The sequence below is a fragment of the Pantoea sp. B65 genome (assembly GCF_047308185.1).
Lineage (GTDB): Bacteria > Pseudomonadota > Gammaproteobacteria > Enterobacterales > Enterobacteriaceae > Erwinia.
This window is the reverse complement of the sequence record NZ_JAHXPU010000035.1, coordinates 50224-63538: the sequence shown is the minus strand read 5'-3', so window position 1 is coordinate 63538 and position 13315 is coordinate 50224. Positions and strand designations below refer to the sequence as shown.

General features: G+C 53.8%; 15 protein-coding genes. 4 read left to right on the top strand and 11 right to left on the bottom strand.

Annotated features, from left to right (window positions below; translation table 11 throughout):
* Positions 1 to 45: 45 nt before the first annotated feature.
* On the top strand, positions 46 to 705 hold the full coding sequence (gene lipB / locus JWF83_RS14140) for a lipoyl(octanoyl) transferase LipB (RefSeq protein ID WP_413650929.1): 660 nt from the start codon (positions 46 to 48) through the stop codon (positions 703 to 705).
* Between the two features lie 176 nt (positions 706 to 881).
* Positions 882 to 1847, top strand: a complete 966-nt coding sequence (gene lipA, locus JWF83_RS14135; protein WP_413650927.1) for a lipoyl synthase — start codon at positions 882 to 884, stop codon at positions 1845 to 1847.
* A gap of 159 nt (positions 1848 to 2006) precedes the next feature.
* On the opposite strand, the gene tatE is transcribed toward lipA, so the two are convergent.
* From tatE to JWF83_RS14105, 6 genes are all read right to left on the bottom strand, one after another.
* A complete protein-coding gene (gene tatE, locus JWF83_RS14130) occupies positions 2007 to 2210 on the bottom strand; it encodes a twin-arginine translocase subunit TatE (protein ID WP_413650926.1) in 204 nt (67 codons plus the stop codon).
* A gap of 114 nt (positions 2211 to 2324) precedes the next feature.
* Complete coding sequence (locus JWF83_RS14125; protein WP_413650925.1) at positions 2325 to 3095, bottom strand: amino acid ABC transporter ATP-binding protein; 771 nt, start codon at positions 3093 to 3095, stop codon at positions 2325 to 2327.
* Positions 3092 to 4066, bottom strand: coding sequence for an amino acid ABC transporter permease (locus JWF83_RS14120; protein ID WP_413650924.1), 975 nt, complete (start codon positions 4064 to 4066; stop codon positions 3092 to 3094). The genes JWF83_RS14125 and JWF83_RS14120 overlap by 4 nt, the downstream gene beginning before the upstream one ends.
* Positions 4063 to 4950: an ABC transporter substrate-binding protein gene (locus tag JWF83_RS14115; RefSeq protein ID WP_413650923.1), complete on the bottom strand. Its 888-nt coding sequence runs from the start codon at positions 4948 to 4950 to the stop codon at positions 4063 to 4065. The genes JWF83_RS14120 and JWF83_RS14115 overlap by 4 nt, the downstream gene beginning before the upstream one ends.
* A gap of 28 nt (positions 4951 to 4978) precedes the next feature.
* Positions 4979 to 5767 carry a deaminated glutathione amidase gene (locus JWF83_RS14110; protein ID WP_413650922.1) on the bottom strand — a complete coding sequence of 263 codons (789 nt, stop codon included), beginning with the start codon at positions 5765 to 5767 and terminating at the stop codon, positions 4979 to 4981.
* A complete protein-coding gene (locus JWF83_RS14105) occupies positions 5767 to 6729 on the bottom strand; it encodes a nitrate ABC transporter substrate-binding protein (protein ID WP_413650921.1) in 963 nt (320 codons plus the stop codon). Before JWF83_RS14105 ends, JWF83_RS14110 begins: the two co-directional genes overlap by 1 nt.
* 142 nt (positions 6730 to 6871) lie before the next feature.
* On the opposite strand from JWF83_RS14105, the gene JWF83_RS14100 reads away from it, so the two are divergent.
* Positions 6872 to 8230: a PLP-dependent aminotransferase family protein gene (locus JWF83_RS14100; RefSeq protein ID WP_413650920.1), complete on the top strand. Its 1359-nt coding sequence runs from the start codon at positions 6872 to 6874 to the stop codon at positions 8228 to 8230.
* Here the strand turns inward: JWF83_RS14100 and JWF83_RS14095 are convergent.
* From JWF83_RS14095 to pagP, 3 genes are all read right to left on the bottom strand, one after another.
* The gene (locus JWF83_RS14095) at positions 8214 to 8639 is read right to left on the bottom strand and encodes a GNAT family N-acetyltransferase (RefSeq protein ID WP_413650918.1); all 426 of its coding nucleotides are present in this window, start codon (positions 8637 to 8639) and stop codon (positions 8214 to 8216) included. The two genes, JWF83_RS14100 and JWF83_RS14095, sit on opposite strands and share 17 nt — an antisense overlap.
* A 440-nt stretch (positions 8640 to 9079) precedes the next feature.
* Entirely contained in the window at positions 9080 to 9289 is a 210-nt protein-coding gene (cspE, locus tag JWF83_RS14090) for a transcription antiterminator/RNA stability regulator CspE (RefSeq protein ID WP_017799283.1), read from the bottom strand.
* Between the two features lie 150 nt (positions 9290 to 9439).
* Positions 9440 to 9958 carry a lipid IV(A) palmitoyltransferase PagP gene (gene pagP / locus JWF83_RS14085; protein ID WP_413650967.1) on the bottom strand — a complete coding sequence of 173 codons (519 nt, stop codon included), beginning with the start codon at positions 9956 to 9958 and terminating at the stop codon, positions 9440 to 9442.
* Between the two features lie 587 nt (positions 9959 to 10545).
* On the opposite strand from pagP, the gene JWF83_RS14080 reads away from it, so the two are divergent.
* A complete protein-coding gene (locus tag JWF83_RS14080; protein ID WP_413650917.1) occupies positions 10546 to 10740 on the top strand; it encodes an ECs_2282 family putative zinc-binding protein in 195 nt (64 codons plus the stop codon).
* Between the two features lie 282 nt (positions 10741 to 11022).
* On the opposite strand, the gene JWF83_RS14075 is transcribed toward JWF83_RS14080, so the two are convergent.
* Both JWF83_RS14075 and JWF83_RS14070 read right to left on the bottom strand, forming a co-directional pair.
* On the bottom strand, positions 11023 to 12390 hold the full coding sequence (locus tag JWF83_RS14075) for a GntP family transporter (RefSeq protein WP_413650916.1): 1368 nt from the start codon (positions 12388 to 12390) through the stop codon (positions 11023 to 11025).
* Between the two features lie 148 nt (positions 12391 to 12538).
* Positions 12539 to 13315, bottom strand: a complete 777-nt coding sequence (locus JWF83_RS14070) for an HPr family phosphocarrier protein (RefSeq protein WP_413650915.1) — start codon at positions 13313 to 13315, stop codon at positions 12539 to 12541.

The following is a 13315-nucleotide window of genomic DNA, read 5'->3' as shown; positions in this document are numbered from 1 at the left end:
TACCAACGTTATACTGCCCTTCTGATTGTCAGCCGGATAGCCGTTTTGTATCAAAACACCATCATCATTCGCCAGCTGGGATTACGCCAGTGGCAACCTGTTTCACAAGCCATGCACCAGTTTACCGATCGGCGCAGCGCCGACACGCCTGACGAACTCTGGCTGGTCGAGCACCCGGCGGTGTTTACTCAGGGCCAGGCGGGTAAAAGCGAACATCTGCTGATGACTGGCGATATCCCGGTGGTACAGAGCGATCGCGGCGGCCAGGTGACCTATCACGGTCCGGGCCAGCAGGTGATGTATGTGCTGATCGATCTGAAACGCCGCAAAATCGGCGTCCGCCAGTTAGTTACCGCCATTGAACAAACCGTTATCGATACGCTGGCGCATTTTAGCGTCAGCGCCAATGCCCGTGCGGATGCGCCGGGAGTGTACGTTGACGGCAAAAAGATCTGTTCGCTCGGCCTGCGCATTCGTCAGGGATGCTCCTTTCATGGTCTGGCGCTGAATATCCGCATGGATTTAGCCCCGTTCCTGCGCATTAATCCCTGCGGCTATGCCGGGCTGGAAATGACGCAACTAAGCGCCTTTCAGCCAGAGATCACCATGGCGCAAGTGCAACCGGTACTGATCGATAAATTTGTCACGCAGCTGGCCATTGAACACACTGAATTCCATGATGCGCAGGAATTAAGCCTGCTGTAAGCTGTAGCCGTCTGTGCTGCTTTACAAATCTGCAACGTTTTCGCCTCTTACCGGGCTGTTTGTCGGCCGGTGAGATGATATAATTTTTGCGTTTTTATCAAAAAAGTTGAAATGCTTAGCAACTCTTTGAGTTTTATGCGTTTCACAACGCAATCCACACTGGAACCTGCAAGCTTATGAGTAAACCAATACAGATGGAACGCGGCGTTAAGTATCGCGACGCAGACAAAATGGCACTGATCCCGGTGAAAACCGTGATAACTGAACGGCCAGAGATGTTAAGAAAGCCGGCATGGATGAAAATCAAACTGCCTGCTGACTCCAGCCGAATTCAGGGCATCAAAGCCGCCATGCGCAAAAATGGTCTGCACTCCGTCTGTGAGGAAGCCTCATGTCCTAATCTTTCCGAGTGTTTTAACCACGGCACCGCCACCTTTATGATCCTCGGCGCCATCTGTACCCGCCGCTGTCCGTTCTGTGACGTGGCCCATGGTCGTCCGCTGACGCCGGATACGAATGAGCCGGGTAAACTGGCGCAGACTATCGCCGATATGGCGCTGCGCTATGTGGTCATCACCTCGGTTGACCGCGATGATCTGCGTGATGGCGGCGCTCAGCACTTCGCCGACTGCATCAGCGCCATTCGCGAAAAAAGCCCGACCATCAAAATTGAAACACTGGTGCCTGACTTCCGTGGTCGTATGGACCGCGCACTGGAGATCCTCGTGGCGACGCCGCCAGATGTGTTTAACCACAACCTGGAAAACGTACCGCGTGTCTATCGCCAGGTACGCCCGGGCGCCAATTATGAGTGGTCACTAAAACTGCTGGAGCGTTTTAAAGAAGCGCATCCGGAGGTGCCGACCAAATCGGGTCTGATGGTGGGTCTGGGTGAGACCAACGCCGAAATCGTTGAAGTGATGCGTGACCTGCGTCGCCATGGCGTAACCATGCTCACCCTCGGCCAGTATCTGCAGCCCAGCCGCCATCATTTACCGGTACAGCGCTATGTCAGCCCGGCGGAATTTGATGAGATGAAAGCAGAAGCGATGGCGATGGGCTTTACCCATGCCGCCTGTGGCCCGTTTGTCCGCTCTTCCTACCATGCCGATCTGCAGGCAAAAGGGATGGAAGTGAAATAAGGCGATCGCCACGGTTTTATCCGGGACGGCATCAGTGCCGTCCCGGCAATCAATTATCGCCAATGGATTGCCGCGCAAAAAAAAGAACCGGTCGCCTGCAGGCTGCCGATTCTTTTGTCTGAATTCCTGTAACTATTAGTTACATTTACCGCACCCACGCTACTCTTTATGAGTAACCTGTTCTGCCGGTGCTTGTTCAGCGGTGGTTTTTTTGGCTGATGAATCGTCGTCACTCATGGCTTTTTTGAAGCCTTTAATGGCTGAGCCCAGATCACCGCCAAGCGTACGTAACTTATTGGTGCCGAACAGCAGTACGATTAACGCACCGATAATCAGCAGTTTGGCAATACTGATACCTTCCATAACACCTTCTTATTAACCATAACAATCACCTGTCGATGCTATTAACGCGCAGTTGGCCGCACAATACAATAGCAATCTGTAACAGAGTAAGATCGGGCGGGCGCCCGCCGATAATCAGATGAAACGACTGAGAAACGCCTGTGTACGAGGATGTTGTGGGTTGCCCAACACCTGCTCCGCCGTCCCCTGCTCAACCACCACCCCGCCATCCATAAACACCACCCGATCGGCAGCCTCACGCGCAAAACCAATCTCATGGGTCACCACAATCATCGTCAGCCCCTGACTGGCCAGCGTGCGCATGGTCGCCAGCACCTCCCCTACCAGCTCGGGATCGAGCGCCGATGTCGGCTCATCAAACAGCATCAGTTTTGGCCGGATGGCCAGCGCACGCGCAATCGCCACCCGCTGCTGCTGCCCGCCGGAGAGGTGGCGCGGCCAGGCATCGGCTTTATCGCTTAAACCGACCGTCGCCAGCAGCTCTCTGGCAAAGCTTTCCGCCTCATCACGCGGATGTTTATGCACCCCGATTGGCGCTTCGATAATATTCTGCAGCACCGTCATATGCGGGTAGAGATTAAATTGCTGAAACACCATGCCGATCTCCTGGCGCTGACGCGCAATATTACGCGCGCTCAGACGATGCAGGATCCCTCTCTTCAGCTCATAGCCAATCTGGCGCTCACCCACCATAATCGAACCGGCATTCATATCCTCCAGATGGTTAATGCAGCGCAGAAAGGTGGATTTACCCGACCCCGAAGGGCCAAGGATCACCACCACTTCGCCGGGAAACACATCCAGATCGATGCCTTTCAGCACTTCATTATCACCGTAACTTTTCTGCACATTACGCGCCTGCACCAGCGGCTGCATCTCACTCATAGGTCCTCCTTATGCAGCAGCGGACGATTCACCATCGGCGCCACCTTATTCTCAACCGATGGCAGTCTGGCGCGGGTGGCCGACGGCGAACGCCGCGTACCACGGGCGTAATAGCGCTCAATCGCCGACTGGCCAAGGTTAAGTACTGACGTAATCAGCAGATACCAGATCACCGCCACCATCAGCATCGGTACAATTTCAAAGGTGCGGTTATAGACCGCCTGTACCGAATAGAGCAGATCGCCCATGGCAATCACGCTGACCAGCGAGGTCGCTTTGATCATGCTGATTAACTGGTTACCGGTTGGCGGGATAATTGAACGCATCGCCTGCGGAATAATAATCCGGCGCAGCGCCCGGCTACGACTCATGCCAAATGCCTGGGTGGTTTCCACCTGACCATTGTCCACCGACAGCAGTCCGGCGCGAATAATCTCCGCCATATAGGCTGCTTCATTTAACGCCAGCCCGGCAATCGCTGCGGTTAATGGCGTAATCAGGTCATTGGTATTCCAGCTGGCCAACGTGATGCCGCTAAACGGCACCGTCAGTGAAATAGCGGGAAACAGCGTCGACAGGTTGTACCAGAAAATCAGCTGCACCAGCAGCGGCGTGCCGCGAAAGAACCAGATGTAGAGGCTGGAGAGGCCGCGCAACAGCCGGTTATCCGACAGACGCGCCACCGCCAGCAGCAGTCCAAGCGCCACCCCAAGGATCATCGCCACCACGGTTAACCCCAGCGTCACTTTCAGCCCCTGCAACACCGAGGCTTCGGTAAACCACTGCAGCACCACGTGCCACTCAAAATTGGGATTGTTAGCCACCAGCCAGAGGAAATTGCCAGCGATAAACAGCACCACAATCCATGAGACCCAGCGTCCATACTTTGGTGCGCTACGGGCAAAGGCCACATCGCGCTGTTGCACGTCAGCCCTTTCCCTGGCTCGTGAATCGGTGGTGTTTACTCTCATTTCGGCGTTCCTTTTGCAAGGTTACGGCCCGGCTCAGCGATCATATTGCCGTCGAGCTTCCACTTTTTCATAATGGCGGCATAGGTGCCATTTTTGAACAGCTCTTTATAGGCATCGAGCAGCACATTACCCAGTTCGGAATCTTTCGGTACCACAGAGCCCTGGAAAATATCGCCAAAACCGTTTTTCTTCCCGGTGCCGGTCAGTTCCAGCTGGCCTTCTGCCTGCTCAACAAAATACGTCAGCGGCGCCTGAGAAGAGAAGAAGGCGTCGGAACGTTTCGAGCGTACCGCCAGAATCGATGACGGCTGGTCAGTAAAGGATTGCACCGTCACCGCCGGTTTACCGGCATCGGTGCAGGCGACCGACTGCTTGCGGATCACCTGCTCCGCTGAGCCACCGGCCATCACCGCAATACGTTTGCCGCAGGTATCCTCAAGTCCGTTAATCTTCGCCGGGTTGCCTTTCTGCACGCCAAACACCACGAATTCCTGCACAAAGTCGATAAAGTCATTCTTTTCCTGGCGATCCGGATAATCCCCCACCGGCCCTACCGCTAACTGATAGCGCCCCGATTTAATCCCGGCCAGCAGCCCCGGCAAACCGCTGACGCTGGCATGCTCAATCTTCACCCCCAGCAGTTCACTCAGCGCGTGCGTCAGATCAGCCGTCGCGCCATCCATCGAATTCGGACCGCTGACAATCTCGTAAGGAGGAAAAGAGCCGTTGTTCACCGCCACCATTTTACCGGCTTTTTTCACCTCGTCCGGTAGGCGGTCATGCAGTGCCTTATCCACGGTTTGCGTCGGAATGGTCTCAGCGGCCTGAACCAGTGTTGCCGTCAGACCTAAAACCAGCGCCATTGCATATGCTATTTTTTTCATTGCGGTAAGTTCCCCAGTGCGGTCTCTGTTATTTTAATTCAGGGCGGGCAAAACGGCGGTTCTCAAGTACCGGCAATACGCTACGCGCATGCGCGATACGCGCCGGGTCGAGATCGGCAAACACCAGCGCCGGCCCTTCGGCCGCTTTGGCAATCGCCACTCCCAGCGGATCGACCACCAGGCTGTTGCCAATATTGCGTGGCCCGCACTCGCCCACTGCCACCAGATAACAGGTATTCTCCAGGGCGCGAGCGGTCACTAACACTTCCCAGTGCATCTCTTTCAGCGGTCCTTTTACCCAGGCGGCAGGCAGCACCAGCACATCCGCGCCATCCAGTACCAGACGACGCGCCAGCTCCGGAAAACGGACGTCATAACAGGTCATCAGTCCGACTTTCATCCCGGCCACTTCCACCAGCGGCGGCACCAGATTCCCGGCGGTAACGTTGCGCGACTCCTGCATGGCAAAGGCATCGTACAGATGCAGTTTGTCGTAATGGGCGATAATTTCGCCGCCACGAATGGCAATCAGCACATTCAGGGCGCGGCTATCAGCGGTTGGCACATGCACGCTCATCATGGTGGTCATGTTATTTTCGCGGCTGGCGGCCAGCACCAGGCTGAGGAATGGACCATCCAGCGGCTGGGCGGCCTTCAGTACCAGATCGGGATCGGCGATATCGCGCGCCAATACCCCCTCAGGTAACACCAGCAGGTCGGCACCGGCGGCGGCAGACTGCGTCATCAGCGTAATACAGGTTTCAGCGTTGTCCCGCCACTCACGGCTCACCGCAAACTGTCCCATAGCGACTTTCATTATTTCTCCCCCTGCGCTTGCGCCGGAAACAGCACTTCCGGCGTCAGACGCTGTTTAGTCAGGCCCTGCTGATAGAGCTCATCAGCAAAATCGGCAATCATCTTCTTATTAACCGCAAAACCATTTTCGTTCCAGCTGGCGGGTAAATCCTGTGTGGTGCGCCGCAAATCGTCCAGCAGCCACGGCGTGGTATCCGCATACTTCTCGCGTTTCTGATTCCATACCAACGCCGACTGCTCAATCAGTTCGCTTAATGCCTGTGGAATATGCGGATGGGCGGCAGCAATCGCCGGTTTTATCGCCAGCAGATGCATGCCGGGAACATAACCGACGCGATTAAAGTACTCCAGCTCGGCCTGACGGAAATCGGTCTGCAACTGCCGCAGGCCGGAATCAGGTAAGAAGAAGCCTTGCGGCATAAATGGGGTAAATACCGCATCCAGTTCTCCCGCTTTCAGTAACTCAATCAGCGGGCGTTCACCCGGCGCCGCTTCAATGCGTCCGGCGCGACCAAAACCACTCAGGCGATCGACAATCGGGTGGTCGGCGGTCAGGCGGCCTGCAAACCAGTAAGCATCTTCGATTTCCACACCGGCTTCGCGCAATACGGTGCGTGTCCAGGTATTGCCGGAATCCTGCCAGCCGGTCAGACCAATCTTCTTGCCTTTCAGCTGCGCAGGCGAGGTTAACGGGCTGTCAGCGGTGGTGATAATGCAGCGCTGACGAAAACCACGCATCAGAAAATGCGGCAGCGCCAGCAGTGAGGTATCGCCTTTGGCGCGCCCCTGCGCATAGCGGCTGAATGATACTTCACCGGCATCGTAGTGCTCGCTGGTCGCCAGGTCGCCAACCAGCGTACCCACGCGATGCACTTCCAGCTGGAAGCCTTCCGGTTTCACATCGCCGAGCGCCAGCGGCGTGAAGTAGTCCCAATCCCGAACGGCCAGTCTGATGGTTATCATATGTTGTTCTCACTTTTCCCGGCTTAACGATGACGCACAGGCGCATCGGTTATTTTTTAATCAATTGATGCTTGAATTTGATACTAGATCGATAATAATATCTGTACAATAATTTCTTTGTTACTGAACAAATGGATTTCTTATGACCCCAACGCTCGAGCTGGACTGGCTGGCCGCACGTATTGCAGAACCCTCAGTGAAAGGGATAGCGCTGATCACCGCCACCCTGATCCGCGAAGGGGCGATCCCGGTCGGGACCCAGTTGCCTTCCGTGCGTGATCTGGCCGAAAGATTGGGGGTCAGCCCGGCCACCGTGTCAGCCGCCTGGGGGCAGTTAAAACGACAAAAGGTGCTGGCCGGTAAAGGGCGCAGTGGAGTATGGGTGTGTGGTGATACGCTGACGCCAAGGCCGGTCAGGTTTGAAAAGATTGGTAACTACGGTAATACCATTAAAGCCGATCTCGCCATGTCATCCCCGGATCCGCAACTGCTGCCGGATCTGCGCGCGGCGATGCTACAGGGTATTCAGGCGCCCAATCTGAACAGTTATCAGCGCGAACTGATCACCCCCTCACTGTTAGCCGCCATCAGACCACGCTGGCCAATGCCTGCCGATGCCTTTCTGGCCACCGACGGCGGCTTTGATGCGATGAATCTGATCGTGCAGACGTTAATTTCGCCCGGAGAAAAAGTGGTGATTGAAGATCCCACCGCTACCCGCTTGCTGGATATGCTGGACAATGTGGGGGCGGAAGTATTGCCGCTGGCCTGTGATGAGCAAGGCCCGCTGCCGGGGGCGCTGACGATGTTATTACAAAAATCTCCGGCAATGTTTATCTACCAGCCGCGTACCCACTCCGCTACCGGCCATACCGTCAGTGAAGCGCGCAGTCAGGCACTGGCGCAGGCTTTAATCGGATCGTCCACCCTGATCGTCGAAGATGATGGTATTGGCGAACTCTCGGCGTGGCCGGTATGGAGTCTGGGCAATATCTTTCCGCAACGCACGCTGCATGTGCGCTCATTCTCAAAAGCTTATGGCCCGGATTTGCGTCTGGCAGTACTCTCCGCGCCGTTGAATCTGGTAAAACGCCTGCAGTCTTATCGCAACTTTGGCGCCAGCTGGACCAGCCGGATTCTGCAGGAGGCGGTGGCGTGGATGCTGCATGATCCACAAACGCAGCAATGCGTCGCCGCTGCCCGTACGGAGTATGCCGCACGACGGCGCAGACTGTTGCAGGCGCTGGCGCAGCGTGGGCTGCGGTTGCCGGAGCGCGACGGGTTAAGTGTCTTTATCCCGGTGGAGTCGGAACAGTTTGCCATGATAACCCTCGCCGCACGTGGGATTGCGGTATTACCTGGCGAACGCTGCCGTAGCGGCAGCGGCCAGTTTATTCGGGTCAGCACCTCGATGATGCCAGCGGACCAGCTTGAGAGTATTGCGGATGCCTTAGTGCTGGCCTGCGGCATTGAGCCTGAATTGCTCAGCGCAGATGTTTAATCAGATAGCGGGGGGATTCGCTATAGCCTTCACGCTGATAAAAACTGTTGGCTTTAATGCGATGCTCATGGCAATGCACTTCCATCCGGTCGCAGCCGCGCTGCTGCGCCATCTGCTCGGCGTATTCCAGCAACTGCTGCCCGGCGCCTTTGCTGCGCTCGCCCTCGGCAATGCAGAAGTAACTGATGCGGGCGAAATCACCGGCCAGCGCCAGCTGCGGAATAAAATGCAGCGAAAGAAACCCCAACACCGTCTGCCCATGTTCGGCCACTAACAGCATCTCATCGGCATCGGCAATTAACTGCATCAGCCGTTTATCGATAAAACTCTCCGTACCCCCGTATCCTAACTCAGTCAGTAGCGCGCTGAGCGCAAAACTATCTTTCACTTGTGCCGGGCGAATATTCATTTCTTCTCCCTCAGTATCTGCTGCTGTAGTCAAAATAGTTCGGGTTGCCATAAAGCGTTATGCCGCTGGTGCCGATAGTTAACATTGTACGGGGTTATTGTTACCACCCGTACCGATAGTTTCATAACAGTTATATAGTGCGCGGCGAGAAAAGCGAAGCGGGCGGCGGCAGCGGAATGTTACAAATGATTTAGCCGTCACAGTAAATATCGTCGGATTAATGTTCTCTTAATAATGCCTTGCGACAATTGTAGCGGGTCGGAAACGGGTGATAAAAATGGAACAATCAATGCCAAAAACCTTTATTGAATTTTTTGCCGTCGCACTCAGCATCGCCTCGTTGATTATGTTTGTAGCAATTTACCTCAGCCATTGATTTTCAGTGAGGCAAAAAAAAACCCGCCGGTGGCGGGTTTTTAGAATTCTGTCTGATAACTAACTTAAATAGCAGCAACGTTAGCAGCAGATGGGCCTTTAGCGCCGTCAGTGATTTCAAACTCTACACGCTGACCTTCAGCCAGGGTTTTGAAACCGTTGCTCTGGATAGCGGAGAAATGTACGAATACATCTTTGCTACCATCTTCAGGAGTAATGAAACCGAATCCTTTGGACTCATTAAACCACTTAACGCTACCTTTAATCTTAGACATCAATATTACCTTTACATGAAAAATGGACACTAAACTGTGTCGAGTGTTAGTACAGCAATTGCTAACGCTTTTGTCCAGTGCGTGATGACGAAAAAGTGATAAATATCGACATTTTCCCCAATCAAAGTGACATACTGCTCAAATTACAGACTAAAAGGCCCAACGGAACCAGGCAAAGAAAACATTACCATTATTGTAGGTGCCGGGAATATAAGTCATCTGAAATGACGCCGGTCCGTAACCCACCGAGGCCAACGGCAACACCACCGGCAGCGGGATATAGCGCCAGTTATCACGCGCGGTAACGCCGACGGTATAGCCTGCCCCAAGGTGAAACGCCTGGTCGTCGAACGGTCGCCAGGTCTTCTCCCAGCCGTAACCGCCAATTGGCTCCCACTTGTTAAACGAATCTTTAAACGCCATCAGATAGAGACCATTCCAGTTACCCTGCTGATCATAGCGTGAGATGCCGCCCCCGAGGCCCCAGGGCCGTTCATTATATCGGTCGGTTTTATCCCGATCGTAGGTCCAGCGATTATGCCAGGTTATCGCCGGAACGTAGAGATCATAACTGGCAGGTGCGTTCCATGTTTGTTGCACATTGTCGCTAAAGGTCTGCCACCACCCTTGCTTTTCGTCGCCAACAGAGGTGGCAGCGGCGGAAACCAGCGGGCAGACCAGAAAACAACCGTTGAATATCAGCAACGAAAGATTACGCTTAGCTACATTCACTTCATCAACTACCCTGATTAAAAAAAACGATAAAATTTAACCGCCAGCGGTTCAACATTGTTTAAATCAACGCACCGTTCAGGCAGGAGAATAGATTTCTCCGGGCATCCGCGGTACGTTCGCCTTATTATTTTGCCAAAGCTTACCGACTTGCTGGCTTTTTTTCCCGCGCTAAGCGGCAGGTTTTCATTCATTTGCAAACGTAATCAATTCTTTACATTTTTACGCAACTTATTGATTCCGATAACAGAGCTTGCCCGCTAATTCCCACTGAAGTAATCAGAAATTTCGCAAAAGCACCGTCAGCAGTGATTTTTTTAGAGAAATCCATAAAAAGCGCTTAAATATGCGATACATCATCATCAATTCTCATCAGAGCCAGGCGCAGTTATAAAAAATAGTATTTACTTTCAGGTAAATAACCGCTCACTGCCGGTCAGGAATCATTTATAAAGTTTAATTCATCGATTTATAGCGGTTTTTTGTTAAGATAATTCTTATCTCAGCAGACAAGGATAAGCGTCATGGTGATGAAAGTGAGATGTACGTCGTGTGGGAGTAAGAAATTCATCTATACCCAAAAGGGAGATAATCTGGCCGGGCATCACGGGGCAATATGCGCGCAATGCAATAAACCGCTCACGCTGGAAGACTTGCTGCCGCAGACTAAAATGGACCCAATAATTAAATGTCTGATTGAAAACAAAAAAATCGGATAGAAAAGAGGCTGTCGCCACGCGAAGCAGCGACAGTAGCAGGTGATTAAAAAATCATTTTAAATACGCCAGTTATCGTCAACAGGCCGACAATAAAGATAATTGCGATGATCCAGAGAATAATTTTCATTCCATTTTCCTCGGCAGTAAAAGATAAAAGCCACATTTCGTAGTGACTTAAGTATAGAAGAAGATTCTGACGCCGCCTGGCTATGCTGCGTTTTCCCCCTCTGCTTGCCCTGCGAGGCGAAAAACCCGCATCACGCGGGTTTCTCCATACGGCTTTTACATTAGCGTCCAGCAGAGCCAGACAATGGCAAATCCTGCCAGCCCCATTACGGTGGTCAGTACCGTCCAGGTTTTCAGGCCATCAGCGACCGACAGGCCGAGATAGCGTGTTACCACCCAAAATCCGGCGTCATTAACGTGCGACAGACCGAGGGCGCCAAAACAGGCGGAGAGTGCCACCAGTACCAGCTGCATCCCCTGTAGCCCGGTGACGGCGCTGGTTAACAGGCCGCAGGTGGTAACGATGGCCACAGTGGCGGAACCCTGCGAAGCACGCAGCGCCAGCGACAGCACAAAGGCCGCCGGGATCAACGGCAGATGGATGTTTTCCAGCAGCAATGCCAGCGCCTTACCCACCCCTGATTCAACCAGCACCTTGCCAAAGGCGCCGCCGGCGCCCGCCACCAGCAGGACGCCGGCGGCGCCAGGGATGGCGCTGTTGGTTATCGCTTCCAGCTTATCTTTCCCCCAGCCGCGGCGGTATCCAATCAGCCATGCCGCCAGCAGCAGGGCAATTAACAGGGCGATAGCTGGCGTACTGACCACCCCGACAATACCGCGTAATGCGCCGCTCTCCGGCAGCAATGGGGTTAATAAGGTGCCCAGCATAATCAGCAGTACCGGGATCACAATCAGCGTGGAGATCAGCAGTGCTCCTGGCGGCTGCTGTGATGGCTGGCTGCCGTCGCGACGCGGTTTGCCTTCCTGATCTGCCAGCTGCAGCTGCTCCAGCACCTCTACCGACAGGTGATAATTTTTACGGTTGATCACTCTGGCCGCGAAATAACCGAAGACCGCCGCCGGTATTGAAATGGCAATACCCAGCATCATCACCCAGCCGATATCGGCATTGAGCAGACCTGCCGCCGCTGCGGGTCCGGGATGAGTCGGCACCGACACATGCACCAACAGCATCACCCCCGCCATTGGCAGACCATATTTCAGCGGCGATACGCGCGCCACTTTGGCAAAGCCATAGATCAGCGGCACCACAATAATAAAGCCGACTTCAAAAAACACCGGCAGGCCAAGAATAAACGCCACCAGCGTCAGTGCCGCCACCGAACGTTTAATGCCCAGGCTGCGGGTAAAGCGCTCGGCCAGCGAATCAGCGCCGCCGGAGGCTTCAATCACCGCGCCCAGCATCGCCCCGAGCACGATAATAATCGAGATATGTCCCAGTAATCCGCCGAGGCCAGACATAATCACTTCCATAATGTGTTTTGCGGGAATCCCGGTGGTAATCGCCACAAACAGACTGGAAATTAATAATGCGACAAACGGATGAACTTTCGCTTTGATGACCAGCAGCAGCAGTAAAATAACGCTGACGACGGCGATACTTAATAGTAGGGTGGTAGACATAGAAAAAACCTCGGCGAATTAACTATTATATTTTAATCTCTGTGTTTGCCTGATACTTACCTGATGTTTAAGGCTATTTTTGGCATAAGGATGCCCACACCGGGCGTTAAGCGCCCGGTGAAATACCGTAATGGCACAGGGTAATTAATTAACGAAAAGCATTAAACCATTGCAGACCGTCCGTGGTCGCAGCACGTGGGAAATATTCACAACCAATCCAGCCGGAATAACCGATCTCATCCAGCAGGTTAAACAACCACGGATAATTAATTTCTCCTTCATCCGGCTCATGACGGTGCGGCGCGGAAGCAATCTGAATATGTTGATAGCAACCAGCGTAGTCGCGGATTAAATGGCTCAGGTTGCCATCCACCAGCTGCGCATGAAACAGATCGAGTTGGGTAAAAACATTATCCCGATCGATACGCTTCACCATCTCAAGGGTCTGATACTGGCTGGCATACAGGTAACCAGGTTTGGTGCCCGGATTAAGAGCCTCAATTAACAGACGAATACCGTGCACGGCAAAACGATCGGAGGCATAGCGCATATTGGCGATAAAAGTCTGGCAATACGCTTCGCGATCGGCGCCCGGCGGCAGCGTAGCGGCCATCACATGAACCTGCGGACAATTCAGCGCAATGGCATACTCCAGCGCCTGGTCGATATCACGCCGGGCATCCTCTTCACGTCCGGGGATGGCAACCACCCCCCACTCACCGGCCGCCACATTGCCCGGTGCGGTATTAAACAATACCAGTTGCAGCTGATGCTGTTGCAACCGGGCCTTTAATTGCTCTGCCGGATAGTCATAAGGGAAGAGAAATTCAACGCCGTGAAAACCCGCCGCGGCGGCCGCCGCAAAGCGGTCCAGAAACGGCAGTTCATTAAACATGGTCGATAAATTCGCCGCAAATTTTGGCAT

Coding starts and splice junctions, on each gene's coding strand:
- tatE (WP_413650926.1), bottom strand. CDS start 2,210: ATGGAAGGTATCAGTATTGCCAAACTGCTGATTATCGGTGCGTTAATC.
- JWF83_RS14095 (WP_413650918.1), bottom strand. CDS start 8,639: ATGAATATTCGCCCGGCACAAGTGAAAGATAGTTTTGCGCTCAGCGCG.
- JWF83_RS14070 (WP_413650915.1), bottom strand. CDS start 13,315: ATGCCAAAATTTGCGGCGAATTTATCGACCATGTTTAATGAACTGCCG.
- JWF83_RS14100 (WP_413650920.1), top strand. CDS start 6,872: ATGACCCCAACGCTCGAGCTGGACTGGCTGGCCGCACGTATTGCAGAA.
- JWF83_RS14120 (WP_413650924.1), bottom strand. CDS start 4,066: ATGAGAGTAAACACCACCGATTCACGAGCCAGGGAAAGGGCTGACGTG.
- JWF83_RS14080 (WP_413650917.1), top strand. CDS start 10,546: ATGGTGATGAAAGTGAGATGTACGTCGTGTGGGAGTAAGAAATTCATC.
- JWF83_RS14075 (WP_413650916.1), bottom strand. CDS start 12,390: ATGTCTACCACCCTACTATTAAGTATCGCCGTCGTCAGCGTTATTTTA.
- JWF83_RS14115 (WP_413650923.1), bottom strand. CDS start 4,950: ATGAAAAAAATAGCATATGCAATGGCGCTGGTTTTAGGTCTGACGGCA.
- cspE (WP_017799283.1), bottom strand. CDS start 9,289: ATGTCTAAGATTAAAGGTAGCGTTAAGTGGTTTAATGAGTCCAAAGGA.
- JWF83_RS14105 (WP_413650921.1), bottom strand. CDS start 6,729: ATGATAACCATCAGACTGGCCGTTCGGGATTGGGACTACTTCACGCCG.
- JWF83_RS14125 (WP_413650925.1), bottom strand. CDS start 3,095: ATGAGTGAGATGCAGCCGCTGGTGCAGGCGCGTAATGTGCAGAAAAGT.
- JWF83_RS14110 (WP_413650922.1), bottom strand. CDS start 5,767: ATGAAAGTCGCTATGGGACAGTTTGCGGTGAGCCGTGAGTGGCGGGAC.
- lipA (WP_413650927.1), top strand. CDS start 882: ATGAGTAAACCAATACAGATGGAACGCGGCGTTAAGTATCGCGACGCA.